Origin of the sequence: Enterocloster aldenensis (assembly GCF_003434055.1) — a bacterium.
GTDB lineage: Bacteria > Bacillota > Clostridia > Lachnospirales > Lachnospiraceae > Enterocloster > Enterocloster aldenensis.
This window is the reverse complement of sequence record NZ_QVEX01000001.1, coordinates 1,002,228-1,027,999: the sequence shown is the minus strand read 5'-3', so window position 1 is coordinate 1,027,999 and position 25,772 is coordinate 1,002,228. Positions and strand designations below refer to the sequence as shown.

Here is a 25,772-nt window from a genome sequence, read left to right as displayed (position 1 = left end):
TTGTTTTTTTAATGAATTGACTGGGGGTAAGTACATGTTATTTCAGCAGCTTATTAACGGGTTGTCTCTTGGCATGATTTATGCATTGATTGCCGTGGGGTATTCCCTTGTATTCGGGATTTTACGTCTGGTCAATATGTCCCATGGCGCCGTATATGCGCTGGGCGCCCATGTGGCCCTGCTGTTCGTGACGCTGGAATGGGGATGGGGACCCGCCCTAATCCTGTCGTGCGTCCTGACCGCCATCATTAATGTGGGCTTTGACCGGATCGTGCTGGCACCCCTGAGGGAAAAAAACACGCCCAGCATTGCGGCGCTTATCAGTACGGTGGGATTTTCCTATATCGTCCAGAATCTTCTGATGATTGCGTTTGGAAGCGAACGCAAACCATTTCCCAAGATATTTGATTTCGGGGTGTGGAATGTGGCCGGTATCCGGCTGAATTCCACACAGGTGGTGATTGCGCTTGTATCCCTTGTGATGCTGTCTGTATTTACCCTCTTGATTTACCGGACAAGCATAGGGCTTTCCATGCGGGGGACGGAACAGAATGTGCGTGCGGCGCAGCTGGTGGGCGTCAATGTGCGCAATGTCATAACCTTTACCTTTGCCCTTTCAGGGATTTCAGCGGCCCTTGCAGCGTTTTTGGTTGCAGGCTACTACAACACTGTTTATCCCACAATGGGTGTCCAGATTGCTCTGAAGGCCTTTGCCGCAGCTGTACTTGGCGGTATCGGCGTGCTCCATGGGGCCGTGGTGGGAGGACTGGTGGTGGGGGTTGCGGAGGCCCTTGCCGTTACCTATCTGGGCGGGGCCTACAGGGACGCCACCGCGTTCATCATCCTGTTCCTGGTTTTGATCATCCGCCCCAACGGGGTTTTTGGTAAGAAAGTGACGGTGAAGGTGTAGAATGGATACCATGAAAAATATATTCCGCAATCTGAAGGAGCTTTACTGGAAATATGACAAGCCCGTCCATCTGGCGCTGGTCATGGCGCTGGCGGCCCTTTATTTCCTTGACGTAAACCAGTACATGTACCGCGTGCTGATTATGATTGGCCTGTATGCCATACTGGCGCTGAGCCTGAATATCATACTTGGGCTGACCGGCATGCTGTCCATGGGACATGCTGCATTTTATTCCATCGGCGCCTATGCATCGGCCATCATGGGCACCCGGTACGGCATGGGCTTTTTTAGCTCAGCAATCATCGGCGTCCTGTTCTCCGTGGTTCTTGGCATGCTGCTGGGTCTGACCACCATGAGGCTTTCCGGTTCTTATCTGGCCATCACCACCATGGGTTTTGCAGAGGTTGTCCGGATGGTCCTGCTCAGCTGGGAGGATGTGACCAATGGGGCCTTTGGCATCCAGCAGATCCCGCGTCCCAGCGTCATGGGGTATGAGCTGACAACGGCCAATGGCGGCCTGTACCTGCTGGTGCTGTCCTTCCTCATCCTTTCCATTGCATTCTGCGCGGCCATTGACAATTCGAAGCTGGGACGGACCCTGCGGGCAATCAAAAACGATGAGCTGGCCACCGTTCTCATGGGAGTCAGCGTGGAACGCTATAAAGTAACGGCTTTTGCCATCGCAGGGGGACTGGCAGGGCTTGCGGGCGCAACCTTTGCCGCAATGAACCGTTACATTGACCCTAACACATTTAACTTTGACACTTCGATGCTCATTGTCTGCATCTGTATTCTGGGCGGCATGGGCAGTATCAAGGGGCAGATCCTCGGAGCGGTGCTATTAGTGGCATTCCCCGAAGTATTGCGGTCATTTGCATTATACCGGTTTGTGGTATACGGGCTCATACTTCTCGTCATGATGCGTTTCCGCTCCCAGGGCCTCTTGGGCAGCTTATCCGACCGGCCCTACCGATTTCCAAAGGGCGTAACCTTTAAACACAAATCTAGTCCAGGCGGTGACACGGTATGAGTCTTCTTGAAATGAAAAACGTGACTAAAAAGTTTAAGGGCCTTGTGGCTGTCAATGACGTTTCCCTCCACGTGGAACAGGGGGAAATCATCAGCATCATCGGGCCCAATGGGGCGGGCAAAACAACGCTGTTCAATATGCTGACCGGTGTCTACCAGGTGACATCAGGGGAAATCATATTTAAGGGAAAACCAATCCAGAATAACAGGCCCCAGACCATCGTGGGGGCGGGTATTGCCCGTACCTTCCAGAATATCAGGCTGTTTAAGGAAATGCGTGTCATTGAAAATGTCCTTATAGGCGGCAGTATCAATATCCGGTATTCATTTCCCGACCTGGTGTTTAAGACGGCCAGATACCGCAGGGCTGAACGGGAAAGCACCCAGAAGGCCATGGACATCCTGGAATCCATCGGTCTGGCGGATTATGCCGATGACTATGCCCAGAACCTGCCCTACGGCCTCCAGCGCCGGCTGGAGATTGCCCGCGCCATTGCCACGGATACCTCGGTACTGCTTCTGGATGAGCCTGCGGCAGGCATGAACCCGCAGGAATCCGGGGACCTGCTGGATTTCATAAAAGAGCTGCGGGACCAGGGATATACCATCCTGATGATTGAGCACGATATGAACGTGGTCATGAATATCTCGGACCGCATTTATGTGCTGGATTACGGCAAGCTTATAGCTTCCGGCCTGCCAAAGGAGATTGCCGCCAATCCCAGGGTCATTGAAGCCTATCTTGGCCAGGAGGAGGATGAGGATGCTTAGAATACGGAACCTGAATACATATTATGGGGCCATCCATGCCCTGAAAGGCATTGACCTGGATGTGCCGGAAGGAAAAATCGTAACCCTGGTAGGGTCTAATGGGGCGGGAAAAAGCACCACGGTCCTTTCCGCCACAGGGATATTAAAGGTGGCGGAAGGCTCTGTTATTGAACTGAACGGTGAAAATATTGCCAATATGGGGCCGCACAAGATTGTGAAAAGGGGCGTCAGCCTTTCCCCGGAAGGCCGGGAGGTGTTCCCCTCCCTTACGGTGGAGGAGAACCTGCGGCTGGGTGCATTTCCGGTCAGGAACCAGAAAAAGCTGGTTAGCGACGGCTATGAACGGGTCTGCCAGCTATTCCCCAGGCTCAAGGAACGCCTGAAGCAGCAGGCAGGCACCTTGTCCGGCGGTGAACAGCAGATGCTGGCAATCGGCCGGTCCCTGATGGGCAATCCAAAGCTTCTGCTGCTGGACGAGCCTTCCCTGGGCCTGGCGCCCAATCTGGTACAGCTGATTTTTGACCTGATCCGCGATATCAACCGGCAGGGCGTGACCATCCTGCTGATAGAGCAGAACGCCAACATGGCGCTTAAGGTAGCTGATTACGGATATGTGCTGGAGACAGGCAGGATCACGCTCCACGGGCCGGCCAAGGAACTGCGCAGCAATGAAGAGGTAAAGAGGGCCTACCTGGGAAATGCCCATTCCTGATTGAGGCAGATGTGGTATAATATATGTTAAAGTAAAATGGCGTAAATGAGAAGGTTCAGATACGGCCAAGGAGAGGAGCATTTATGAAACATATTATGATTGGCGGCATGGTGGAATCCTCGGCAGCAGCACTGGGATGTATGCGCATCTGCCGTGTACCCCTGGAGGATGCCAGGAAGGTGGTCCATCAGGCCCTGGACCTGGGTATCCGCCTGTTTGACCATGCGGATGTTTACGGGTTTGGGAAAAGTGAGGAGATTTTTGGGGAAATACTGGATTTGAAGACGCCTTCCGTCAGGGAACGGATTCAGATCCAGTCCAAGTGCACCCTTATCCGCGACCAGGTGCAGACCCTCTATAACGACCAGTCAAAGGAGCATATCATCAAGTCCGCAGAGGCAAGCTTAAAACGTCTGGGCACGGATTATCTGGATATGTTCCTGCTCCACCACCCGGATACCCTGGTGGAACCGGAGGAAGTGGCAGAGGCATTTGATTATCTCCACTCCACCGGGAAAGTGCGGTACTTCGGCGTTTCCAACCACAAGCCCATGCAGGTGGAACTGCTGAAAACCTGTGTGCAGCAGCCCCTTATCATGAACCAGCTCCAGTTTTCCGTGGCGCATCCCGACCTGGTGGACGCGTCCCAGCCCCTGCGCATGCAGCCCCATGCCCTGGCGGATACCAATGGGGATGTCCTTACCTACAGCCGCATCCATAAAATGACCATCCAGGCATGGAGCCCTTTCCAGTTCGGCTTTTACGGCGGACCTTTTATGGAAAATGAACAGTATCCTGAGCTGAACCAGGTGGCCGGGCGTCTGGCGGATGAAAGACAGGTTTCCAAATCAGCCATTGCCATTGCCTGGATCCTGCGCCATCCTGCGAAAATCCAGCCCCTTATCGGTACCACCAATGCACAGAGGCTGAAGGATATATGCACGGGCATCGATGTGGAGCTGACCAGGGAAGAGTGGTATGAACTGTACCGGGCGCAGCTGAGGGACGAGGGCAAAAGCGATTTGTCCAGCTCTGTGTCCAAACAAAAGAAGTAGGGGCATTTTATGATACGCACAGTTATAATCGGAAGCGGGAATATTGCCCATACCAGGCATATTCCTAATATAAGGCGGTCGGGTCTGGCGGTCCTTCACGGAATCTATAACCGCAGCCTGGAACACAGCAGGAAGGATGCCGGTGAATTGGGCTGTAAAGCCTATACATGTCTGGATGAAATCTGGGCGGACAGCTGCGTGGACGCAGTTATCATCTGTACCCCGGCATCTACCCACTGCAGGTATACGCTGGCTGCCCTGGCTGCTGGGAAACATGTCCTGTGTGAAAAGCCAATGAGTGTTACGGCCGGGGAGGCAGCGCTCATGCTGGAGGCTTCGGATAATGCAGAAGCCAAACTGATGGTTTCCCATAACCAGCGTTATTACGGACCCCACATAAAGGCCAGGGAATTACTGGATGCAGGTGTGATTGGCATAGTGCTGAATGTGCGCAGCTGCCTGGGACTGGATCTGCCCATGGATGATGCCTGTCCGGAAGATTACAATGCGGCAAGCGAGGTACTGAGCCACCGGATTGATTTGATGCATTACCTGCTCTCATCCTCTGTGAGCGGTGTGACGGCGCGTCTGACTCGGGTTGACGCACAGGGGCGCAGCCGCTACGTGACCAGCGGGGACGACACCGCCATGGCAATCCTCCAGTATGAAAACGGCGTGATTGCCAGTCTGACGGCCAGCCGTGTCAGTTATAACGGCAATGACCGCACCACCCGGATATTTGGCACCAAAGGCAGCATTACCTTATACGGCCAGAAGGCGCCGGTCTGCGTGGAACTGGCGGACGGCCAGACGGAATACTTCTGCCTGCCGGATGTGCCCAGCCAGAGGGAGGTGGAGAAAACCCTTGTGGATGAGGCGTTTTTTCAATGCATCCTTAATGGCGGGCCGCCGCCTGTATCCGCCAGGGACGGGCTGCGGGTCATGGAGGTTGTGGACGCGGTTTACCGTTCCAACCGGGAAGGGCGCTATATCGAGATTTAGATTACAGGGAAATGTAAATCATTGGATTACCATATAATTTGAAGAAAGAAGGGCTATGATGAATCACCGCGAACGTATTATGGCTGCTTTTAACGGGCAGCCGGTTGACCGTGTACCGTTTTCCTTTTGGTTCCATTTTGTGAAAAATGAAGACAAGGTTGATGCAATGGAGGATCCGGGCATACTGGACGCGTTATATGAGGGGCACCGGCGTTATATCAATGAAGTGCAGCCGGATTTTGTGAAGGTCATGTGCGATGGGCTGTTCAGATATCCAAGTGACGGGCTGGTCCACTTTAAGTCCGTGGAGGATTTTGCGGGGATTGAGGCCCTGGACCGGGAACATCCCTGGATCCAGGCACATGTGAAAAGCGCGCGGCGTATTTCACAGCTGCGTGATGAGACGGTTTATATCTATAATGTGTTCTCGCCTTCCATGCTGTTCCGCATACTGCACGGTGAGGAGGTGTTCATGGCTGCGTTCCGGGAAAATCCGGTGAAAATGGGGGATGCCATGAAGCGGATAAGCGAGGGCACCGTGAACCTGGTGCGGGCTTTGATGGAGGACGGCGGTATGGACGGCATTTACTACTGCGTGCAGAACCAGAATGTGGATCTTATCAGCGACGAGGAACATGAGAAGTATTTTGGGGAGGCGGACCGGCAGGTGCTGGAGGCTGCCAATGCCATCAATGACTGCTCCATTTTACATGTATGCGGTTATGAGGGAAGGCACAACCATGTGGACCAGTGGACCGGATATAAGTCAAAGGCGGTTAACTGGGCTGTTAATGTGGAAGGGGTTCCTCTGTCAGAAGGTAAGAGGCTGTTTGGAAACCGCTGCGTGGTGGGCGGTTTTGCCAATACGGCCCAGGGAATCCTGAATATGGGGAGTGAGGAGGAGATTAAGGCTGCTGCCAAAAAGATTGTTGAGGATGCAGGCCGGGAAGGGCTGGTGGTGGCCGCGGACTGTTCGCTGCCGTTCTCCATTGACTGGAAGCATCTTATATGGGTGCGGGAAGCCCTGGAGTCCATGGGATGATTACATTTAATATAATGAAGTTTGTGTATACAAAGGCCAGGCGCAGTTAATGCGCCTGGCTCTTTCCTACTTAAGGTGCTGGCGCATGGCCTTTATCACATCCAGCACAAAGGTATATTCCTTTTCCGACAATCCGTCCATGGATTCGTTCAGCTGTATCCCATATGCATGATCGGCGCGTCTTGAATAGCGGACCCGTTCTTCCCTTCCCACAAGGGTGTCCAGGGAGATATCGAAAGCATCAGCAATGAGAATGGCGTTTCTGATGGTGGGGCTTTTCTTGCCGCTTATGTATTCGGACATAAGGGAGGTCTGTATGCCGGTCATGCGGCACAGGTCTGCCTGCTTCATTTCTTTCTGTATCAATAACAATCTTAAATTCTCATTAAATCCCATGTTTCCTACCTCCAGGAAGATATTAGCATTTGTGTGTGCCGCAGTCAATATTTTATTGACAAACTGATAAAAGATAGTAAAAATGGTGTACATGACTCGCAAATGATAATGCTATAGGAGGAAAAGGCATCTTCCTGAGTAATATGAATGGAATGTACATTAGTTGGGGCCTGAGGAATTGGCGGTTCCAGAAGACTGGCTGTTTGGAGCAGGGATTGGCTGCTGTCTGCTGATTTACAGAGACATGGATAACTAACCAGTCAAGAATACCATTACCTGTATTACTCACTGATATCTGAGTATAAGAAAAGATATGCAGGGGATTTAAGGCAGAGGGGACGTAGCCGAAGAGACTGCATCCCTTGCTTTTTATTCTGTGAACTACCTCAAATCTTCCCTCATTGCGCGTATGACATCCATTACAAATGTACATTCATTTTCAGATAATCCATTCATACAATCATTTAACTGCGATACATAGACGTTAGGTACAGATTCTGAGTAGCGGACCCGTTCTTCCCTGCCAGCCAGGACGTCCAGGGATATGTCCAGGGCATCAGCAATCTGGATGGCATTGCCGATGGTGGGGCTTTTTTTGCCATTGATATACTCGGACATAAGGGATGTCTGGATGTGGGCCAGGCGGCACAGGTCTGCCTGTTTCATGTTTTTTTCTATCAATAACCGTTTCAGACTTTCATTAAATTCCATATTCTTACCTCCAGAACGATATTAACATTTGAGAGGAGATGCGTCAATCTTTTATTGACAAACTATCTAAAGCGAGTATAATAAAACTATATGCTAACAAAAGTTAATATATAAAAGGAGGAACCACATGATTTATCCGAATATCCGTATTGAGATGGAACGGGGTGGCTTTACGGTCCATCAGCTTGCAGCCATTCTGGGACTTCCTTTGAACACATTGATTTATAAGCTTTATGGAAAGTGTGAGTTCACCCTTTATGAAATGGAATGTCTGGCAGATCTCTTTGGCTGTTCACTGGACTATCTGGTAGGACATAGGAGAGAGGGGGTTAAGCAGCTCCGCTATGGGGGGATGATTACAATGGAGCCTTTTATAAAACAAAGAGAAAGGGGGATACCCTGAACCCCTTATGATTCTCATGTAAGATGGCTGTGAATAGAAGGTATCCATAATGGATTTTTAACGGCTTTATGGAACGTGAAGGGAGAACTGCCATAGATTACTTGATGGGAGTTCTTTTTCCTACAGTGGAATTCCTGCGGTTGGAAGATATATGCACCCATAGCCCCGGACCTAAGGGCTGTCTTTATAGCCCGCATAACCCGAAGGTGCGTTTGATGAGGATATGTTGTCTTTGGGGCGGCATATTATGCGTACAGCGCTGACCGATAGCTGGAACATAACGGTTTATGACGGATGAAAGGTAAGATACCTTTTACAAAAACATAAAAACAAACTAACTATAACGAGTGTAATTAGAGGAGAAGAATCACAAAAGTTTGCACATAAAAAGGAGGAAAGTGGATGGAATGTACAAATATTCTATAAAAAGGGCTGGATGATACATTCGAACGGTGGCTGGTCCGGCACTTCGGTTAAGGGACAGTAAAAAAGAAAACCAGGCCGTATGTTGGGACTTCCAAAAGGCAATACCAAACCACACAACCAAACCACACAGTTACACAGCGTCACACCGCTGTTAACATACACATCAGACAAAGGAGGAAAACAGTATGAAATTTTTTATCGACACCGCCAACCTGGAAGAGATTGAGGAAATGTCTGCCTACGGGATCGTGGACGGGGTTACCACCAATCCTTCCATCATTGCAAGGGAGGGGAAGGACTTAAAAGAAACCCTGATCCGGATCTGCAACATGGTGGACGGCCCGATCAGCGGGGAAGTGCTGGCACTGGATGCGGAAACCATGATTAAAGAGGGCCTGGAGATTGCGGGCTGGCACCGTAACATGGTGGTAAAAATCCCCATGACGCCGGAGGGAATCAAGGCAGTGAGGGCTTTGTCGGCAAAGGGAATAAGGACCAATGTGACAACGGTCTATGACTCTGCCCAGGCCCTGGTTGCGGCCAAGGCAGGCGCCACCTATGTAAGTCCCTTTGTAGGCAGGTCCGATGATGTGTTGATGGACGGACTGGGGATGCTGGCTGAGATATCCCTGATTTACCGCATCCATAATATAAAGACGGAGATCATAGCGGCCAGCATGCGTACCCCGGCCTATGTTGTGGGTGCTGCCAAGGCAGGGGCTGATATTGCCACCATTCCCTATGAGTGCATGAAGAAATTGTTCTGGCACCCCATGACGGACGTGAGTCTGGACGGCTTTATGAGCGACTGGAAAAAGGCAATGGGCGACAAGAAAATCCTATAATGAAAGAAAGGGAAAAATCATGGGCAATATAGGAGAATTGCAGACAAAAGCAAAAGAAATCAGGAAACTGATCATCCGTTCCATTGGACAGGCCCGCTCCGGACACCCCGGCGGCTCCCTGTCCTGTGCGGACCTGATTGCGGCTTTGTATTTTGATATCATGGACATCGACCCGGGGAATCCCCAGTGGGAGGACAGGGACCGTTTTGTGCTTTCCAAGGGACATGCGTGCCCTGCGCTGTACGCGGCGTTGGCGTTAAAGGGGTATTTCCCGGTGGAGGAACTGGACCATCTGCGGGAACTGGGTTCCATGCTCCAGGGCCATCCTTATTCCGGCAAGACGCCGGGGGTGGATGTTTCCACCGGATCCCTGGGCCAGGGACTGTCCATTGCCAACGGCATTGCCCTGGGCGGCAGGCTGAACCATAAGGACTACTATGTGTACTGCCTGCTGGGGGATGGGGAGATTGAAGAGGGCCAGGTCTGGGAAGCAGCCATGACAGGCGCACACTACGGACTGGACCATGTAATCGGATTCGTGGATTACAACCACCTCCAGATTGACGGCACCATTGAGGAAGTCATCGGCAATGGCAGGATTGAGGAGAAGTTCCAGGCATTTGGCTGGCGTACCATGACCATTGACGGTCATGATATGGAAGAAATCCTGAACGCTGTTGAGGAAGCCAAAAAGACACAGGGCCTGCCCACCTGCATCATCATGAACACGGTAAAAGGCAAGGGTGTCTCATTCATGGAGAACCAGGCCGGATGGCATGGGACAGCCCCCACCAAAGAACAGGTGGAGCTGGCACTGAAAGAATTGGAGGGGAATTGACCATGGGAGAATTGATAGCAACAAGGGACGCCTTTGGCAACGCATTGATTGCCTGCGGCGGGGAGAACAAGGATATTGTTGTGCTGGATGCGGACCTGGCCAAGGCGACCATGAGCGTAAGGTTTAAGGAAGCATATCCGGAGCGCTTTTTTGATGTGGGGATTGCAGAGGGGGATCTGATTGACACGGCCGCGGGACTGTCCATGACAGGAAGGATTCCCTTTGCATGTACATTTGCCGTATTTGCAGCGGGGCGCGCCTTTGAACAGATACGCAACTCAGTGGCCTACCCCAGGCTGAACGTGAAAATCTGCGGCAGCCACGGCGGGGTACAGGTGGGCAAGGACGGCGCCACCCATCAGGCCATAGAGGACCTTGCCATCATGTCGGCCATTCCCAACATGGTGGTGCTCAACCCAGGGGATGCGGTTGAGATGGAAGCTGCCGTGAAGGCCATGGTGGAATACGACGGGCCGGTCTATGTGCGCCTTGGCAGGAATCCGGTTCCTGTTGTATTTGACAGGGAAACCTACCGGTTTCAAATCGGCAGGGGAACCGTTGTGCGGGAAGGCGGGGACGTGACCCTGGTAGCCACGGGCTGCCTGCTGGACGTGGCCGTGAAGGCGGCGGATATCCTTTTACAGGAAGGTATTTCCGCTGAAATCATCAACATTGCCACCATTAAGCCCCTGGACAGGGAAATCATCACAAAGTCCGTCCAAAAGACTGGAAAGGCGGTTGTGATGGAGGAAGGAATCGTTGTGGGCGGCCTTGGCTCCGCCGTGGCGGCAGCCCTCTCTGAAACATGCCCGGTGCCGATGGCCTTCATCGGCATGGACGATACCTTTGGCCAGTCCGGGGACGCGGCGGACCTGATGCGGTATTACCATATGACTGCCGAGGATACGGTCATGAAAGTGAAGGGCTTATTATGATACTGCCAGACGGCCGGAGAAAGGAGGCATATACCCGATGAATGTAAAGAAATACTCCTGGATATGGCCCTACCTGCTCATAACGCCAGCGCTGACCGTGGTTATCTGCGTGGTGTTCATACCTGTGATTGAAGCTGTAATCACCAGCCTTAAATACCACGACCTGCGCTATCCGGACCGTACGGCCTGGGTGGGGCTTCAGAATTATGCCGACCTGCTGACAGCGGATGCCCAGTTCTGGCCTTCATTATGCAGGACCATCCTGTGGGTCATATTTGGCGTGGGGTTTCAGTTCCTTCTGGGGTTCGTGCTGGCCCTGGTGCTGAACGCCAGGTTCCGGTTCCGCGGGATTGTCCGGGCAGCGGCCATGGTTCCATGGGTCACGCCCGGCGTCCTCATCGGACTTATCTGGCGGTGGCTGTATGACGGGGATTATGGGGTCATCAACGACCTTCTGAAACGGATGGGATTCCTTGCCAGGGGAATTGCCTATCTGTCCAGGGTGGATACTGCGCTGCCCGCAGCCATTTTCTCTGTTGTGTGGCAGGGAGTTCCGTTTTTTGCCCTGATGCTCCTGGCTGCGCTCCAGGGCGTTTCCACGGAAATGTACGAGGCGGCTGACATTGACGGGGCCCGTTTTTTCCAGAAGCTGTTTTACATCACCATCCCGTCCATACGGAATACCATATATGTAACGCTGCTGCTGCGGGTCATCTGGGTTGCCAATTCCATTGACATCATACAGAACATGACGGCGGGAGGGCCGGCTTACGCTACCCAGACCATTGGCATCTATGTGTATCAGAAAGCCAGGGTCCTGAACCTGGGATACGCTTCCGCCCTGGCAGTAATCATGACAATCATACTTCTGGCCGTATCGGTTCCCTACTTAAGGTATACCTTCCGCCAGATTGATGATTAGGAAGGGAGGAGTGCAGATGAACCATAACCGGAAACGTTCCGTCTTAGTATGGATACTTGTCCTATTGTTCCTGGTGTTTTTACTGTTTCCATTTTATTGGATGTTTGTCACGTCGGTGAAGACAGATGCGGAAATTTATGCCAGCCCCCTGGTTTACTGGCCAAAGGAAGTCGTCTGGACAACCTATAAAAAGCTGTTCGGATATTTTAACTTTCTCCGTTACATGAAGAACAGCCTGATGGTGGCGGTGATTACCATGATCCTTTCATTGAGCGTGTCCCTCCTGGCTGCCTATGCATTTTCCAGGTACCAGTTTCGGGGAAGGAAGCTGCTGATGTGCATTTTCCTGTCCAACAATATGTTTCCGACCGTGCTGCTGATGATACCCCTTTATTCCATCATGCGGCAGATTGGGCTTTTGTACACGCCGGGCGCCCTGGTGCTTTCCTATACAACCTTTACGATTCCATTCACCATCTGGCTGCTTCAGGGATTCATCAGGGATTTCCCGTTTTCCCTGGAGGAGGCGGCCCTGGTGGACGGGTGCAGCCGGCTGACCGCGTTTTTCCATGTATTCCTTCCAATCATGAAGCAGTGCCTCATTGCGGCGGGGGTCTACATATTCATGCAGGCATGGAATGAATACACGCTGTCCTCCATGTTTACCAACCCCCAGACAAGGACCATACCAGTGGCCCTCAACAGCCTGATCGGACAGCTGGGGGTGGAGTGGGATATGCTGTGTGCTGGCGGCATGGTTGCCATCCTTCCTGTGTGCGTCATGTTCTTCTTTGCACAGAAGAGGCTGGTGGAAGGGCTGACCGCCGGGGCTGTGAAGGGTTAGGGAAGGTCCGGGGATGCAGGGGGAGTGTGTCCTCCCTGCATGCCTCAGGATAATCCGGTGTTTTGGAATATAGAAAGACAGTATAAGACGAAAGACAGTAAGGAGGAGAATTTTATGAAGAAAAGATTAACCATATTCGCCGCAGCAACAGCGGCAGCCCTGATGCTGGCAGCATGCTCAGGCGGTTCTGGCAGCGGCGCGGGAAGTCCCGGCGGAGGCGCTGCAGGAGGAGCAGGAAGTCCTGGGGCCGGGGAGGCCGTCAGTTCCCAGGATGCGGACGCCGAAGGGACAGGCGCCCAGACAGGCAGCCCTGCCGGAGGCACGGATGGGGCAGCAGCCAGGGAGGTGGAGCTGATGTTCTGGTATTGGGCCGACAACACGGAACAGTCAGACCTGATTCAGGGCATTGTGGAGGATTTTAACAGGGACAACGGCAGGGGGATTACGGTAAAGGCAGAGGAATATCCTTGGAACGGCGGGGGCTTCAGCGAGGATACCTTTACGGCTGTCATGGGCGGAGGCGGCCCGGATGTGTCCACCTTCAAGCTGTCGGCCGGGAAAATGTACGCTGCCAACCAGCTGCTGGCCGACATGTCATCCTATGTGGAAAATTGGGACAAGGCGGGCCAGATCAGTGACTCTGTTTGGGATATCATGAGGGAGAGCACGGGGAATGGGCAGCTTAACGTCATGCCCTGGACCCTGGAGCCATTGTATGTGTATTACAGGCCGTCTTACTTTGAAAAGGCCGGGGTCAGTGTCCCCGAAACCTTTGACCAGTGGCTGGAGTGCATTGAAAAGTGTACCATGGACACGGACGGGGACGGCCAGACCGATGTGTACGGATATGGCCTGAGGGGCGCCAACGGGGGACAGGAACATCTGGGAAGCTTCCTGTATGCCTACGGGGCGGACTGGAGCGACCTGACAGCGCCTGAGGCCGTAGAAGCCTATAAGGCCTATCTTGGCATTTATGAAAACGGATGGGCGCCTGAATCCGCCCCCAACGCAGGTTATGCGGAACTGGTGGACGGGTTCAAGACCGGCCTGACCGCCATGATGCTTCATCACGTGGGCTCCAGCAGCATATGGCTGGAAACATTCGGGGATGATGTGGATGCCTTTGTGATGCCCGGCACGGAAAAAGGGCAGTGGACCTGCACCGGGGACACGGAGCTGGTGGTATATGAGCAGTGCAAGGACAAGGAAGCAGCCTTTGCGTTCATCGAATATATGATTACAGGCGATGGCGGAAGCAAATGGTTTAAAGGCACAGGCAAAAGCCTGGGGACGGACAACATAACCTCTACCCCTGAGTACGCAGCCAACCCGTTCCAGGCGGTTTCCTCCCAAAGCATACCCATAGCAGGCGTGCTGCCGCCCACTGACACGGTAACGGAGTTTATCAACAGTGTATGGTCCAATACCAACCAGCAGGCGCTGCTGGGGCAGGTTGCCCCGGAGGATGCGCTTAAGATTATGAACCAGTCCCTGAACGGACAGTAAGGAGGGCAGGATGAAAATACAATCCTTTGAATATACCGGCGAAGGCATGCGCCGGGTCTATGAGAATGGGCAGTGGACCGTGGGAATCAAAAACTACAAGCCGGCCAATGACAAATCCCTTTTTAATGAGCTGGAACGCCACAATGAAACAGATGAACTGTTCGTTCTGATTTCAGGGGCGTGCACCCTTGTATATGCAGAAGAGATGGACGGAAAAATGAAGTTTGGCGCTGTTTCCATGGAGATGGGAAAGGTATACAATATCCCGCAGGGGCTGTGGCATAATACCATTACGGTCCCGGGAACCAGGATGGTGCTGATTGAAGACCCGGGGACGGGCATGTCCAACAGCGATATATATCATCTGGGAGCCGGGGAAGCCGGGGAACTGCGGAGTCTGATACCATAAGTCATATCCGGGGGCTATATACATAATATGACCCCCGGGGCGGGAGGAGGCTTGCGTATGTGGAAGGTGGGAATACACAATTGTTATTGGATTGGATCTGGCTGTGAATCCATGGACCAGGTCCTGGAGGCGTCGGCAGGATCCGGCGTGGATTATCTCGAGGTATCGGCCGCTGCCATGGAAGGGCTTGACCCGGGGCAAAGGGAAAGAATCCGGCAAAAGGCCTTGGGACTGGGCCTTGGATTGTCGGCCAATGGCGGATTTGGCCCGGAGACTGACATTGCTTCAGATGACCCTGCTGTGAGGAGGAGAGGGATTGAACTGGCAAAGCGGATCATCGAAGGACTGAGCCGCATGGACATTACCAGCTGGTCCGGAGTTGTCTATGGGGCATGGAAAATGCTTCCGGCCCCGGGCAGTATTTTTACTGCGGACCATAAGAAACAGGCCTGGGAACACAGTGTCAATTCATTAAAGGAAATATTAAGGACAGCCGGGGATTACCAGGTGACCCTGAGCCTGGAGGTGGTGAACCGGTATGAGCATTATCTGCTGAACACGGCAGAGGAAGGGGTGAGGATGGCAGAGGAGACGGAGAGCGGTTTCTGCAAGGTGCTGCTGGATTCATTCCATATGAATATAGAAGAGGATGATATGGGGGAAGCCATACGTCATGCCCACATGCATGATAAAATAGGAGAAATCCATATTGGGGAAGCCAACCGAAGGGTTCCGGGAACCGGAAAGAGCCATATGGACTGGGAAGGATTTTTCGGTACCCTGAGGGACATTGGATATGAAGGGATGATTACAATGGAACCCTTCCTGGTACAGGGGCTTCCTATTTCCAGCAAGATCTGTGTGTGGAGGGATTTAAGCAGGCAGGCGGACCCTGAGGGATTCGCTGACATGATCCGCACAGGGGCAGGCTTCATAAGAGGCTTTTGGGCCGCTGACGGTAAATAAAAAAGAGGTTGTGGAAAAGACGGCTGTCATGATAGAATGGGAATCATGACAGCCGCTTTGCGTCCGATCCGGGGGATAAGGAGGCTGTGGATATCGGCGCTTTCCGGCGCGGATACGCGGACCGGCGCCCCCGCCTTTATGGGGCGGCAGATAAATAATGGGTATGGGAGATTTAAAATGAACATTCTGATACTGAAACTCTGTCTTGTCTTTCTGGTCATCATCGCAATCCTTTGGATGAAACGGCCTCTTTTTTTGGCTATTTCCGGCGGGCTGGCAGGGGCAGTGCTGCTGTACGGCATCCGGCTGCAGGATGCCCTTTTGATCATGGGGAAATCCATGGTCAGCAAGGACACCATTACGGTTGTGCTGAGTTTTTATTTCATCACGTTTCTCCAGCGGATGCTGGAACGCAGGAGCAGGCTGAAGCAGGCAGAGGAATCCCTGAACGGTTTATTCAACAACCGGAGGATTAATGCCTCGGCCGCCCCCGCTGTCATCGGCCTGCTGCCCTCGGCCGGGGCCATGACCATATGTGCGGAGATTGTGCGGTCCTCCTGCGAGGATTACCTGAGCAATGAGGATATGACCGCAGTTACCAGCTTTTACCGGCATATACCGGAGTGCTTCCTGCCCACCTACTCCTCCATCCTGGTTGCCCTGGCCGTGTCCGGGATAGGGGCCGGGGAGTTTGTGGTGGCCATGCTCCCATTGGTGGCAGCGCTGTTTTTTATCGGTTATCTTTTCTTCCTGCGCAAGGTGCCAAAACCTACCGGGATGGTTTCGGAAGGCGGCAGGAAGGCGGCTGCTAAAATGCTGCTGCGCAGCCTGTGGTCCATCATACTGATTGTGGCGCTGATCATTGCATTTGACATACCGGTCTACATAGCCACGCCTCTGGTGGCTGTACTGAACATGTTTGTGGACAGGCTGAAGCCGTGGGAAATCAAGCCCATGTTCGGGACTGCCTTTGAACCTGTCATTATTTTTAATACCGTGCTGATCATGATGTTCAAGGACATCATCACATCCACCGGGGTGATTCATGAACTGCCCGCCTTTTTTGGCAGCCTGCCCATTCCGATGCCCCTGGTGTTTGCGCTGATTTTCTTTTTTGGGACCATCATCAGCGGTTCCAATGCAATCATTCCCCTGTGCATGCCCATGGCCATGGCGGCCATGCCGGAGGGCGGCGTGCCGTTGCTGGTGCTGCTCATGAGTTCCGCTTATGCGGCCATGCAGATAAGCCCCACCCATGTATGCCTGTTTATTGCGGCAGAGTGTTTTAAGGTAAATATGGGCGACCTGGTGAAACGGAACATACCCATGATACTGCTGTTTTTTGCAGTCACCCTTGTGTATACCGCGGCGCTGGGCGTATTTTAAGGAAAATTTGGGAATATTTCAGGAATATAAAAAGAAATTCCTTGACAGAATATTTTTACATGTATATAATAATATGGCGTGCTTGAACACGTAATGTTTTTGTGCGCAAAAAGCTGACATACAGCAACCGCAGACAATATCACAGGAGGTGAAAAGAATGCCAACAATTAACCAGTTAGTGAGAAAGGGAAGACAGACCAGCGAAAAGAAGTCTACTGCACCCGCTCTGCAGAGGGGTTACAACTCCTTACAGAAGAAGGCAACCGACGCATCCGCACCACAGAAGCGCGGCGTGTGCACCGCAGTTAAGACTGCTACCCCTAAGAAGCCTAACTCAGCACTGAGGAAGATTGCCAGAGTCCGTCTTTCCAACGGCATCGAGGTTACAAGCTACATTCCAGGAGAGGGTCACAACCTTCAGGAGCATAGTGTTGTTCTTATCCGTGGAGGCAGGGTAAAGGATCTGCCAGGTACCAGGTACCATATCGTTAGAGGTACACTGGATACAGCAGGTGTTGCCAACAGAAGGCAGGCCCGTTCCAAATACGGCGCTAAGAGACCGAAAGACAAGAAATAATTCAGTTAGACCGCAAATTTGAATTGTAGGAATTGTGCCGGAATGATGATATTGACCTGTGGGTTGCAGGATTATATATTGTAGTACCGTGCATGAACGTATTAGCTGGCGGGAAGGCTTTATGAGGAAGTACAATGAGCTGGGGCACCATGCTCAATGTCGCGCAAAAGACGCGCTCGTTTCGCAGGCGCGCTTGATTGCTAAGCTCGAAAAGACCTCGCTAAGCACTCAATGCGAGTACCTATGATCTAATGAAACGCTGGAATGGATTTGCACGGCAGGTCCGGACAGCTCTATTAAGGAGGGAAGTAACGTGCCACGTAAAGGACATACTCAGAAAAGAGACGTTCTGGCAGACCCGATTTACAATAACAAGGTTGTTACCAAGTTAATCAACAACATTATGTTAGATGGTAAAAAGGGTGTTGCGCAGAAAATTGTATATGGCGCTTTCGACCGTGTTGCTGAGACAACCGGCAAGGACGCTATGGAAGTATTTGAAGAAGCAATGAACAACATCATGCCTGTTCTGGAAGTTAAGGCAAAACGTATCGGTGGAGCTACCTATCAGGTACCGATTGAGGTTCGGCCTGAGAGGAGACAGACACTGGCTCTTCGCTGGATTACCCTGTACTCCCGCAAGAGAGGCGAGAAGACCCAGAAGGACAGACTGGCAAACGAGATTATGGACGCTGCCAACAACACCGGCGCATCTGTAAAGAAGAAAGAAGACATGCACAAGATGGCAGAAGCAAACAAGGCGTTTTCACACTTCCGCTTCTAATTGCGGTCGTGTGCGAGACCTGTTTGATTATTTAAGGAGGAAAATCCCTTGGCTGGAAGAGAATATCCATTGGAGAGAACCAGGAATATCGGAATCATGGCCCATATCGATGCTGGTAAGACCACAACGACTGAGCGTATCCTTTATTACACTGGTGTAAACTATAAAATTGGCGATACCCACGAGGGTACTGCTACCATGGACTGGATGGCTCAGGAGCAGGAGAGAGGTATCACCATTACTTCCGCTGCTACCACTTGTCACTGGACCCTGCAGGAAAACTGCAAGCCAAAGCCAGGTGCATTAGAGCATCGTATCAACATCATTGATACTCCAGGACACGTTGACTTCACTGTTGAGGTTGAGCGTTCCCTGCGTGTACTTGATGGCGCTGTTGGCGTATTTTGTGCAAAGGGCGGTGTAGAGCCCCAGTCTGAGAACGTATGGCGCCAGGCTGATACCTACAACGTACCCCGTATGGCCTTCATCAATAAGATGGACATCCTGGGTGCGAACTTCTACGGCGCTGTGGACCAGATTAAGACCAGACTTGGCAAGAATGCAATCTGCATTCAGCTGCCAATCGGCAAGGAAGATGATTTCAAAGGAATCATTGACCTGTTTGAAATGAAAGCCTACATCTATAATGATGATAAGGGCGATGATATATCTGTTGTTGATATCCCTGAGGATATGAAGGATGATGCTGAATTATACCGTTCCGAGTTAGTGGAGAAAATCTGCGAGCTGGATGACGATTTAATGATGGCTTACCTTGAGGGCGAGGAGCCCAGCAACGAGGAGCTGAAAAAGGCGCTGAGGACAGCTACCTGTCAGTGTGCCGCGATTCCGGTATGCTGCGGTACTGCTTACAGGAACAAGGGAGTCCAGAAGCTGCTGGATGCGGTTATCGAGTTCATGCCTTCTCCATTAGACATTCCTTCCATCAAGGGTGTTGACCTGGATGGCAATGAGGTTGAGCGTCATTCATCGGATGAAGAGCCCTTTGCAGCCCTTGCATTCAAGATCATGACAGACCCGTTCGTTGGTAAGCTTGCATTCTTCCGCGTGTATTCAGGAAGCCTGAACTCCGGTTCTTATGTACTGAATGCCACAAAGGGCAAGAAGGAGCGTGTTGGACGTATCCTTCAGATGCATGCCAACAAGAGAAACGAACTGGATAAGGTTTATGCCGGTGATATCGCGGCAGCTGTTGGATTTAAGGTGACATCCACAGGCGATACCATCTGTGATGAGAAGAACCCGGTTATCCTGGAGTCCATGGAATTCCCAGAGCCGGTTATCGACATCGCAATCGAGCCCAAGACCAAGGCAAGCCAGGATAAGATGGGCGACGCTCTGGTTAAGCTGGCTGAGGAAGACCCGACCTTCCGTGTACGCACCGATGAAGAGACTGGCCAGACCATTATCTCCGGTATGGGTGAGCTTCATCTGGACATCATTGTTGACCGTCTGCTGCGTGAATTTAACGTAGAGGCCAACGTAGGTGCTCCTCAGGTTGCATATAAGGAAACATTTACCAAGGCTGTGGATGTTGACAGCAAGTATGCGAAGCAGTCCGGCGGACGTGGACAGTACGGTCACTGTAAGGTTCACTTCACGCCAATGGAAGCAAACGCAGAGGAAACCTTCAAGTTTACTTCTTCCGTTGTCGGCGGCGCCATTCCGAAGGAATACATCCCGGCTGTTGGAGAAGGTATCGCAGAAGCATGCAAGACCGGTATCCTTGGCGGATTCCCGGTACTGGGCGTCCACGCTGATGTATACGATGGTTCTTACCATGAGGTTGACTCATCTGAAATGGCATTCCACATTGCCGGTTCCATGGCATTCAAGGATGCAATGCACAAGGGCAACCCAATCCTGCTTGAGCCGATCATGAAGGTAGAAGTAACCATGCCGGAAGACTACATGGGCGATGTCATCGGTGACATCAATTCCCGTCGTGGACGTATCGAAGGTATGGAAGATATCGGCGGCGGAAAAATGGTAAGGGCATACGTCCCGCTGTCAGAAATGTTCGGTTATTCAACAGACCTGCGTTCCAGGACCCAGGGCCGCGGAAACTACTCAATGTTCTTTGATAAGTACGAGCCGGTTCCCAAGAATGTACAGGAAAAGGTGCTTTCCGACCACAAGAAATAATTAACAAAAGGCTTGTAAATCCAAGGAAAATAGAATATAATGATTGATAGCCTGACATTAACTATAATAGCCCATTATACAGGGCGCAAATTAAGGAGGACGTTATAAAATGGCTAAAGCTAAGTTTGAAAGAAACAAACCTCATTGTAACATTGGTACCATCGGACACGTTGACCATGGTAAAACAACTTTAACCGCAGCAATCACAAAGACTCTTCATGAGAGATTAGGTACCGGCGAGGCTGTTGCTTTCGAGAATATCGATAAGGCTCCAGAAGAGAGAGAGCGTGGTATCACCATCTCTACTGCTCACGTTGAGTATGAGACCGAGAAGAGACACTATGCACACGTTGACTGCCCAGGACATGCTGACTATGTTAAGAACATGATTACTGGTGCTGCCCAGATGGACGGCGCTATCCTGGTTGTAGCTGCTACCGATGGTGTTATGGCTCAGACAAGAGAGCATATCCTGCTTTCCCGTCAGGTAGGCGTTCCTTATATCGTTGTTTTCATGAACAAGTGTGATATGGTTGACGATCCAGAGCTGCTTGAATTAGTAGATATGGAAATCCGTGAACTGTTAAATGAATATGAGTTCCCAGGCGATGATACACCAATCATCCAGGGTTCTGCACTGAAGGCTCTGGAAGATCCTTCCAGCGAGTGGGGCGATAAGATCCTTGAGCTTATGAGTGCTGTTGACGAGTGGGTTCCAGATCCAGTGCGTGAGACTGACAAGCCTTTCCTGATGCCAGTTGAGGACGTATTCACCATTACCGGCCGTGGTACTGTTGCTACCGGTAGGGTTGAGCGTGGTACCCTTCACCTCAGTGATGAAGTTGAAATCATCGGTATCCATGAGGACATCCGCAAGACTGTTATCACCGGTATCGAGATGTTCCGTAAGCTGCTTGACGAGGCTCAGGCTGGTGACAACATCGGCGCTCTGCTGCGTGGTATCCAGAGAACTGAAATCGAAAGAGGACAGTGTCTGTGTAAGCCAGGTTCCGTTAAGTGCCACAAGAAGTTTACCGCTCAGGTTTACGTTCTGACCAAAGACGAGGGTGGCCGTCATACACCTTTCTTCAACAACTACCGTCCTCAGTTCTACTTCAGGACAACTGACGTAACAGGCGTTTGCGAACTGCCTGCAGGTATTGAGATGTGTATGCCTGGCGATAACGTAGAGATGACCGTAGAGCTGATTCATCCAGTAGCTATGGAGCAGGGTCTTCGTTTCGCTATCCGTGAAGGCGGAAGGACTGTTGGTTCCGGCAGGGTTGTAAGCGTTATCGAATAATTCATTTTATATGAATCATATTTGCCTTTATAGGTATATCTGAATAGATATTGTGTCCAAGCGTAAATTGAACCCCTGGAATGTGAAAGCATTTCAGGGGTTTTTTTGGAGGAAATGAAGAGATGAGCCAACCAAAGAACCTGACAGAAGGGAATATCCTGTCATCCCTTATGGGGTTTGCACTTCCGGTGCTGGCAGCCCTGTTCCTGCAGACCATGTACGGGGCAGTGGACATGATGATTGTGGGCCGGTTCAGCCAGGCCTCAGAGGTGTCGGCCGTGTCCACGGGAAGCTGGATCATGCAGACCATAACCACTGCAATCGTGGGACTTTCCATGGGGACCACCATCCTGCTGGGCAGGAGGATTGGGGAAAAACAGCCGGAAGAGGCGGGCCGTGTGGCAGGCGCGGGCATCTGGTTATTTGCATGGATTGGGATTGTGGTCACTGTGGTAATGCAGTTTTTGGCAGTGCCTGCCGCCGGGTGGATGCGCGCGCCCATGGAAGCATTTGACAGCACCGCATCATACGTAAGGATATGTTCGGCAGGCGCCGTGTTTATCGTGGCGTATAATGTGATGGGAAGCATATTCCGGGGACTGGGAAACTCCAGGATTCCCCTGATTTCCGTGTCCATTGCATGCCTGGTCAATATTGCAGGCGACCTTCTGCTGGTGGGGGCGCTTGGCATGGCGTCGGCGGGCGCGGCCATTGCAACAGTCTTTGCGCAGGTGGTGAGCGTTGTGCTGTCCTTTGCAATCATCAGGAAACAGGAACTGCCCTTTGTATTTGACCGGAAGAGCATCCGCTGGAACCGGCCGCTGGTGCGGCACATCGTAAAGCTGGGGTTCCCCATTGCGTTCCAGGATGTGCTGGTGTCCATTTCCTTTCTTGTCATATCAGCCATCGTGAACACGCTGGGAGTCATACCTTCAGCCGGAGTAGGGGTGGCGGAAAAGCTGGCCGGCTTCGTGCTTCTGGTGCCATCGGCCTACAGCCAGGCCATGTCAGCCTTTGTGGCACAGAATATCGGGGCAAAGCGCCCGGACCGGGCAAGGAAGGCCCTGGCATACGGTATCCTGACCTCCCTGGGGGCCGGTGTGTTCCTGGCCTGGTTCACCTTTTTCCACGGAGACATATTGTCCGGTATTTTCTCCAGGGACAGGGAAGTGGTCCTGGCGTCAGCTGATTACCTGAGGGCCTACGCCATTGACTGTCTGCTGGTGTCCTTCATGTTCTGCATGACAGGTTTTTTCAACGGATGCGGCAAAACTGCCTTTGTGATGCTTCAGGGAATTGCAGGGGCGTTTGGGGTCAGGATTCCCGTGTCTTACCTGATGAGCAGGCTGGCACCGGTTTCCCTGTTTCGGATCGGCCTGGCAACGCCGGCCTCCACCCTGCTGCAGATTGCGCTCTGCGGTATTTACATGAAGGTCATAAGCAGGGATCCGCTGCTGCGTGTGGACGGCAGGCCATCATAGGGATGGTAGAATATAAGAATATGGCAAAAGCCGGTCAGTCCCCGATGAATAAGTGGGGGGATGCCGGCTTTTGCCATATTTGTGATTTTAGATATCTGTCATTTTAAATATCTGTGTTTTTAGACATCTGTGATTTCAGGCTTTGCTGTTACCGGCATCCGCCATCATTTCCCATCATCGGCGCACACAATCCGGAGGAACTTTGCCATAAGCGGAATGTAGCTCACGATGAAGGCGGCGGCAGCTATGTAAAATACGGGTTTCTTCTTCTGGCTGGGCACATAAAGACCGATACAGATGCCAAGGGACAGAAGGCAGAACTTCAGTAAGCTGATGAGTTTCCAGTCAGATTCCCAGATATACTGGTTCGCGCAGCGGATGAGTCGTTTCATGGTGATACCCCCTCTTATGTATTTTATAGTTCTAGTTTAACACAGGACGGATGGGATTGGAAGTGAGGGATGGATGGAAATGAAAAAAATGGGACGCAAATGGCCGCCTTGACATGCAGCAGAAAACGTGTTACCATTATTTCTGCGTGTTATCATACGCATACAGCAGGATGATCCGGCCGCCGGGCAGATATGCCATATCCTTTCGGCAGGTTACGTTTGGCTGGCAGAACAGGAACAGAAGGTTAAACAGATGAAGATTGGTTTATCACCATTAAGGGCCCGGCGCGGCCGCACTACATGCAGCATTCCATATAGAACGATATGACAGCAGAGAAATCTGCTGTTTTTTATTGCGGATTTTACCCGGCTACAGTGAGAAAGGACTAAAAACATGGAAGAGAAAAACAAGATAACAAGGGAACTCATAAGAATCGGACAGATTGTCCTTGGCAACACCATGTATGCCCTGGCAGTGGTAATGTTCATCGTGCCAAATGGGCTGATAACAGGAGGAACCACGGGACTGGCCCTGTTTGCCTCCCACACCGTGGGAATACCAATCAGCCTTTTTGTCAGCATTTTCAATATTACCATGTTCATCCTGGGGGCGTGGATCCTGGGAAAACAGTTTGCGGTCACCACGGTAATCAGCACCATCATCTACCCTGTGATGCTGGGGCTTTTGGAAGGCTCCGGCTTTGGCGGGTTTGTGCTTGAGGAAAAGATGGTGGCGGTAATCTACGCAGGTATCCTTATAGGCGGCGGCATCGGTATCGTCATGCGGGCAGGGGCGTCCACGGGCGGCATGGACATACCATCCCTGATCCTTAAGAAGAAATTTGATGTCAATATCTCCTTCAGCCTTTACCTGATGGACTGCGTGGTGCTGGGACTGCAGTTCATTGTGGCTGATTCCCATGCAATCCTGTACGGAATCCTGCTGATCATCGTATATACCATGGTGCTTAACAAGGTTCTGATGTCCGGTAATGTGAGGATACAGGTGAAGGTGGTCACCCGGTATTATGAGCGGATAAACCGGCTGATTGCAGAGCGCCTGGACTGCGGCACCTCCCTGCTGCATATGGAGACAGGTTACCTGCACAAGGAACAGGACATGATACTGGCCGTCATTGCGCGCCGCGACCTGCCAAAGCTTAACCAGCTTGTGATGGACCAGGACCCGGAAGCATTTATGATAATCAACCAGATTAATGAGGTCAGGGGGCGCGGTTTTACCATGAAACGGGTATACCAGGACGCTGCGTACCAGGAGGCTGATTACGGCGATGGGGACCAATGAGCAATGGCTGGAGCCGCAGCGCCTGCAGGAACCGGAAGACCGGCCCACAGGGCCGCAGCGCCTACAGGTTCCGGAAGACCGGTATGTACAGGGCCAGGGTAAGGGCCATGGCGGCAGCGCACAGATATATCAGCCCGTTAACAATCCCCAGCGGCAGACGGGGAAAGAGCAGGAAAATGAACAGGACCACGTATAAAAGGGCGGTACAGCATTTCCCAAACCACTTGGCGCCATTGAGTTTCTTGCCCTGGCGCAGTTTGAGGATGCCCATGACCAGCATGAAGCCTTCCTTTATCACATAGAGGACCAGCATCAGAAGAATCAGCGGATACCGGCTTAAAAGGCAGAGAAGGATGGCGCCGTGGGACAGTTTGTCAGCCAGGGGATCCAGGAACTTGCCGAACTCCGTGATCATGTTGAATTTCCTTGCCACCATGCCGTCAAACATATCGGTCAGCGAGGAGATACCCATGACCAGGGCAGCCATGTAATAATCCATGTCCGTGGACGCGGTCAGATACAGCCAGGCAAAGGCCGGAATCATGAGCAGACGGAAATATCCCATCAGGTTAGGAATGGATAAAAGCTCTTTTTTGGAAAATTTCTTCATAATAGGAACACCCCTCTCTTGCTAAAAGAAATATTTTTTTTTATA

At 51.8% G+C, this 25,772-nt stretch carries 27 protein-coding genes; 23 read left to right on the top strand and 4 right to left on the bottom strand.

From position 1 onward, the window contains the following. Positions 1–34: 34 nt before the first annotated feature. The 7 genes from DWX59_RS04855 (at position 35) to DWX59_RS04825 (ending at position 6,521) form a co-directional block, all read left to right on the top strand. Positions 35–910 (top strand): branched-chain amino acid ABC transporter permease, encoded by an 876-nt coding sequence (locus DWX59_RS04855; protein ID WP_025485551.1) that lies wholly within the window; start codon positions 35–37, stop codon positions 908–910. Position 911: 1 nt separating this feature from the next. Beyond that, on the top strand, positions 912–1,940 hold the full coding sequence (locus DWX59_RS04850; RefSeq protein ID WP_117556584.1) for a branched-chain amino acid ABC transporter permease: 1,029 nt from the start codon (positions 912–914) through the stop codon (positions 1,938–1,940). After that, on the top strand, positions 1,937–2,710 hold the full coding sequence (locus DWX59_RS04845; protein WP_117556582.1) for an ABC transporter ATP-binding protein: 774 nt from the start codon (positions 1,937–1,939) through the stop codon (positions 2,708–2,710). The genes DWX59_RS04850 and DWX59_RS04845 overlap by 4 nt, the downstream gene beginning before the upstream one ends. Continuing rightward, a complete protein-coding gene (locus tag DWX59_RS04840) occupies positions 2,703–3,422 on the top strand; it encodes an ABC transporter ATP-binding protein (RefSeq protein ID WP_117556580.1) in 720 nt (239 codons plus the stop codon). The genes DWX59_RS04845 and DWX59_RS04840 overlap by 8 nt, the downstream gene beginning before the upstream one ends. 83 nt (positions 3,423–3,505) lie before the next feature. Further along, the gene (locus DWX59_RS04835; RefSeq protein WP_117556578.1) at positions 3,506–4,477 is read left to right on the top strand and encodes an aldo/keto reductase; all 972 of its coding nucleotides are present in this window, start codon (positions 3,506–3,508) and stop codon (positions 4,475–4,477) included. Positions 4,478–4,486: 9 nt separating this feature from the next. Beyond that, entirely contained in the window at positions 4,487–5,479 is a 993-nt protein-coding gene (locus tag DWX59_RS04830) for a Gfo/Idh/MocA family protein (protein ID WP_117556576.1), read from the top strand. Between the two features lie 79 nt (positions 5,480–5,558). Continuing rightward, complete coding sequence (locus DWX59_RS04825) at positions 5,559–6,521, top strand: uroporphyrinogen decarboxylase family protein (protein ID WP_166460165.1); 963 nt, start codon at positions 5,559–5,561, stop codon at positions 6,519–6,521. 66 nt (positions 6,522–6,587) lie between these two features. Here the strand turns inward: DWX59_RS04825 and DWX59_RS04820 are convergent, their stop codons facing one another. Both DWX59_RS04820 and DWX59_RS04815 read right to left on the bottom strand, forming a co-directional pair. Further along, a complete protein-coding gene (locus DWX59_RS04820; RefSeq protein WP_117556572.1) occupies positions 6,588–6,917 on the bottom strand; it encodes a helix-turn-helix domain-containing protein in 330 nt (109 codons plus the stop codon). 381 nt (positions 6,918–7,298) lie between these two features. Then, positions 7,299–7,628, bottom strand: a complete 330-nt coding sequence (locus DWX59_RS04815; RefSeq protein ID WP_117556570.1) for a helix-turn-helix domain-containing protein — start codon at positions 7,626–7,628, stop codon at positions 7,299–7,301. A 127-nt stretch (positions 7,629–7,755) separates the two neighbouring features. On the opposite strand from DWX59_RS04815, the gene DWX59_RS04810 reads away from it, so the two are divergent. The 15 genes from DWX59_RS04810 to DWX59_RS04740 all read left to right on the top strand — a co-directional run bounded on the left by DWX59_RS04810 (position 7,756) and on the right by DWX59_RS04740 (position 23,419). Beyond that, a complete protein-coding gene (locus tag DWX59_RS04810) occupies positions 7,756–8,031 on the top strand; it encodes a helix-turn-helix domain-containing protein (RefSeq protein ID WP_117556568.1) in 276 nt (91 codons plus the stop codon). Positions 8,032–8,642: 611 nt separating this feature from the next. Then, positions 8,643–9,302 carry a fructose-6-phosphate aldolase gene (fsa, locus tag DWX59_RS04805; protein ID WP_008719743.1) on the top strand — a complete coding sequence of 220 codons (660 nt, stop codon included), beginning with the start codon at positions 8,643–8,645 and terminating at the stop codon, positions 9,300–9,302. A gap of 19 nt (positions 9,303–9,321) precedes the next feature. Then, complete coding sequence (locus tag DWX59_RS04800) at positions 9,322–10,140, top strand: transketolase (RefSeq protein ID WP_117556566.1); 819 nt, start codon at positions 9,322–9,324, stop codon at positions 10,138–10,140. Positions 10,141–10,142: 2 nt separating this feature from the next. Next, a complete protein-coding gene (locus tag DWX59_RS04795; RefSeq protein ID WP_117556564.1) occupies positions 10,143–11,075 on the top strand; it encodes a transketolase family protein in 933 nt (310 codons plus the stop codon). Positions 11,076–11,112: 37 nt separating this feature from the next. Then, complete coding sequence (locus tag DWX59_RS04790; RefSeq protein WP_117556562.1) at positions 11,113–11,997, top strand: carbohydrate ABC transporter permease; 885 nt, start codon at positions 11,113–11,115, stop codon at positions 11,995–11,997. Positions 11,998–12,013: 16 nt separating this feature from the next. After that, complete coding sequence (locus tag DWX59_RS04785; protein ID WP_117556560.1) at positions 12,014–12,841, top strand: carbohydrate ABC transporter permease; 828 nt, start codon at positions 12,014–12,016, stop codon at positions 12,839–12,841. A 114-nt stretch (positions 12,842–12,955) separates the two neighbouring features. Then, entirely contained in the window at positions 12,956–14,347 is a 1,392-nt protein-coding gene (locus tag DWX59_RS04780; RefSeq protein WP_227115864.1) for an ABC transporter substrate-binding protein, read from the top strand. A gap of 10 nt (positions 14,348–14,357) precedes the next feature. Next, on the top strand, positions 14,358–14,756 hold the full coding sequence (locus tag DWX59_RS04775) for a cupin domain-containing protein (RefSeq protein ID WP_117556558.1): 399 nt from the start codon (positions 14,358–14,360) through the stop codon (positions 14,754–14,756). A gap of 57 nt (positions 14,757–14,813) precedes the next feature. Further along, positions 14,814–15,722: a sugar phosphate isomerase/epimerase family protein gene (locus DWX59_RS04770; protein ID WP_166460164.1), complete on the top strand. Its 909-nt coding sequence runs from the start codon at positions 14,814–14,816 to the stop codon at positions 15,720–15,722. A gap of 177 nt (positions 15,723–15,899) precedes the next feature. Then, the gene (locus DWX59_RS04765; RefSeq protein WP_117557255.1) at positions 15,900–17,108 is read left to right on the top strand and encodes a DUF401 family protein; all 1,209 of its coding nucleotides are present in this window, start codon (positions 15,900–15,902) and stop codon (positions 17,106–17,108) included. A 157-nt stretch (positions 17,109–17,265) separates the two neighbouring features. Further along, positions 17,266–17,685: a 30S ribosomal protein S12 gene (rpsL, locus tag DWX59_RS04760; protein ID WP_117556554.1), complete on the top strand. Its 420-nt coding sequence runs from the start codon at positions 17,266–17,268 to the stop codon at positions 17,683–17,685. 313 nt (positions 17,686–17,998) lie between these two features. After that, the gene (rpsG, locus tag DWX59_RS04755; RefSeq protein WP_002568226.1) at positions 17,999–18,469 is read left to right on the top strand and encodes a 30S ribosomal protein S7; all 471 of its coding nucleotides are present in this window, start codon (positions 17,999–18,001) and stop codon (positions 18,467–18,469) included. A gap of 48 nt (positions 18,470–18,517) precedes the next feature. After that, a complete protein-coding gene (gene fusA / locus DWX59_RS04750) occupies positions 18,518–20,635 on the top strand; it encodes an elongation factor G (protein ID WP_117556552.1) in 2,118 nt (705 codons plus the stop codon). 109 nt (positions 20,636–20,744) lie between these two features. Continuing rightward, positions 20,745–21,938, top strand: coding sequence for an elongation factor Tu (gene tuf, locus DWX59_RS04745; RefSeq protein WP_117556550.1), 1,194 nt, complete (start codon positions 20,745–20,747; stop codon positions 21,936–21,938). A gap of 122 nt (positions 21,939–22,060) precedes the next feature. Continuing rightward, positions 22,061–23,419 carry an MATE family efflux transporter gene (locus DWX59_RS04740; protein WP_117556548.1) on the top strand — a complete coding sequence of 453 codons (1,359 nt, stop codon included), beginning with the start codon at positions 22,061–22,063 and terminating at the stop codon, positions 23,417–23,419. A gap of 164 nt (positions 23,420–23,583) precedes the next feature. Here DWX59_RS04740 and DWX59_RS04735 read toward each other — a convergent pair whose 3' ends face one another. Then, positions 23,584–23,811, bottom strand: coding sequence for a permease of phosphate ABC transporter (locus tag DWX59_RS04735; protein ID WP_117556546.1), 228 nt, complete (start codon positions 23,809–23,811; stop codon positions 23,584–23,586). A gap of 394 nt (positions 23,812–24,205) precedes the next feature. Here DWX59_RS04735 and DWX59_RS04730 point away from each other — a divergent pair, with 394 nt between their 5' ends. Continuing rightward, the gene (locus tag DWX59_RS04730; protein WP_117556544.1) at positions 24,206–25,117 is read left to right on the top strand and encodes a YitT family protein; all 912 of its coding nucleotides are present in this window, start codon (positions 24,206–24,208) and stop codon (positions 25,115–25,117) included. A gap of 61 nt (positions 25,118–25,178) precedes the next feature. On the opposite strand, the gene DWX59_RS04725 is transcribed toward DWX59_RS04730, so the two are convergent. Further along, positions 25,179–25,727, bottom strand: coding sequence for a CDP-alcohol phosphatidyltransferase family protein (locus DWX59_RS04725; RefSeq protein WP_117556542.1), 549 nt, complete (start codon positions 25,725–25,727; stop codon positions 25,179–25,181). Positions 25,728–25,772: the final 45 nt, after the last annotated feature.

What these genes read in the sequence shown, in the direction of transcription:
- DWX59_RS04855 (WP_025485551.1), top strand. Translation starts at nt 35, where the DNA reads ATGTTATTTCAGCAGCTTATTAACGGGTTGTCTCTTGGCATGATTTAT.
- DWX59_RS04850 (WP_117556584.1), top strand. Translation starts at nt 912, where the DNA reads ATGGATACCATGAAAAATATATTCCGCAATCTGAAGGAGCTTTACTGG.
- DWX59_RS04845 (WP_117556582.1), top strand. Translation starts at nt 1,937, where the DNA reads ATGAGTCTTCTTGAAATGAAAAACGTGACTAAAAAGTTTAAGGGCCTT.
- DWX59_RS04840 (WP_117556580.1), top strand. Translation starts at nt 2,703, where the DNA reads ATGCTTAGAATACGGAACCTGAATACATATTATGGGGCCATCCATGCC.
- DWX59_RS04835 (WP_117556578.1), top strand. Translation starts at nt 3,506, where the DNA reads ATGAAACATATTATGATTGGCGGCATGGTGGAATCCTCGGCAGCAGCA.
- DWX59_RS04830 (WP_117556576.1), top strand. Translation starts at nt 4,487, where the DNA reads ATGATACGCACAGTTATAATCGGAAGCGGGAATATTGCCCATACCAGG.
- DWX59_RS04825 (WP_166460165.1), top strand. Translation starts at nt 5,559, where the DNA reads ATGGCTGCTTTTAACGGGCAGCCGGTTGACCGTGTACCGTTTTCCTTT.
- DWX59_RS04820 (WP_117556572.1), bottom strand. Translation starts at nt 6,917, where the DNA reads ATGGGATTTAATGAGAATTTAAGATTGTTATTGATACAGAAAGAAATG.
- DWX59_RS04815 (WP_117556570.1), bottom strand. Translation starts at nt 7,628, where the DNA reads ATGGAATTTAATGAAAGTCTGAAACGGTTATTGATAGAAAAAAACATG.
- DWX59_RS04810 (WP_117556568.1), top strand. Translation starts at nt 7,756, where the DNA reads ATGATTTATCCGAATATCCGTATTGAGATGGAACGGGGTGGCTTTACG.
- fsa (WP_008719743.1), top strand. Translation starts at nt 8,643, where the DNA reads ATGAAATTTTTTATCGACACCGCCAACCTGGAAGAGATTGAGGAAATG.
- DWX59_RS04800 (WP_117556566.1), top strand. Translation starts at nt 9,322, where the DNA reads ATGGGCAATATAGGAGAATTGCAGACAAAAGCAAAAGAAATCAGGAAA.
- DWX59_RS04795 (WP_117556564.1), top strand. Translation starts at nt 10,143, where the DNA reads ATGGGAGAATTGATAGCAACAAGGGACGCCTTTGGCAACGCATTGATT.
- DWX59_RS04790 (WP_117556562.1), top strand. Translation starts at nt 11,113, where the DNA reads ATGAATGTAAAGAAATACTCCTGGATATGGCCCTACCTGCTCATAACG.
- DWX59_RS04785 (WP_117556560.1), top strand. Translation starts at nt 12,014, where the DNA reads ATGAACCATAACCGGAAACGTTCCGTCTTAGTATGGATACTTGTCCTA.
- DWX59_RS04780 (WP_227115864.1), top strand. Translation starts at nt 12,956, where the DNA reads ATGAAGAAAAGATTAACCATATTCGCCGCAGCAACAGCGGCAGCCCTG.
- DWX59_RS04775 (WP_117556558.1), top strand. Translation starts at nt 14,358, where the DNA reads ATGAAAATACAATCCTTTGAATATACCGGCGAAGGCATGCGCCGGGTC.
- DWX59_RS04770 (WP_166460164.1), top strand. Translation starts at nt 14,814, where the DNA reads ATGTGGAAGGTGGGAATACACAATTGTTATTGGATTGGATCTGGCTGT.
- DWX59_RS04765 (WP_117557255.1), top strand. Translation starts at nt 15,900, where the DNA reads ATGAACATTCTGATACTGAAACTCTGTCTTGTCTTTCTGGTCATCATC.
- rpsL (WP_117556554.1), top strand. Translation starts at nt 17,266, where the DNA reads ATGCCAACAATTAACCAGTTAGTGAGAAAGGGAAGACAGACCAGCGAA.
- tuf (WP_117556550.1), top strand. Translation starts at nt 20,745, where the DNA reads ATGGCTAAAGCTAAGTTTGAAAGAAACAAACCTCATTGTAACATTGGT.
- DWX59_RS04740 (WP_117556548.1), top strand. Translation starts at nt 22,061, where the DNA reads ATGAGCCAACCAAAGAACCTGACAGAAGGGAATATCCTGTCATCCCTT.
- DWX59_RS04735 (WP_117556546.1), bottom strand. Translation starts at nt 23,811, where the DNA reads ATGAAACGACTCATCCGCTGCGCGAACCAGTATATCTGGGAATCTGAC.
- DWX59_RS04730 (WP_117556544.1), top strand. Translation starts at nt 24,206, where the DNA reads ATGGAAGAGAAAAACAAGATAACAAGGGAACTCATAAGAATCGGACAG.
- DWX59_RS04725 (WP_117556542.1), bottom strand. Translation starts at nt 25,727, where the DNA reads ATGAAGAAATTTTCCAAAAAAGAGCTTTTATCCATTCCTAACCTGATG.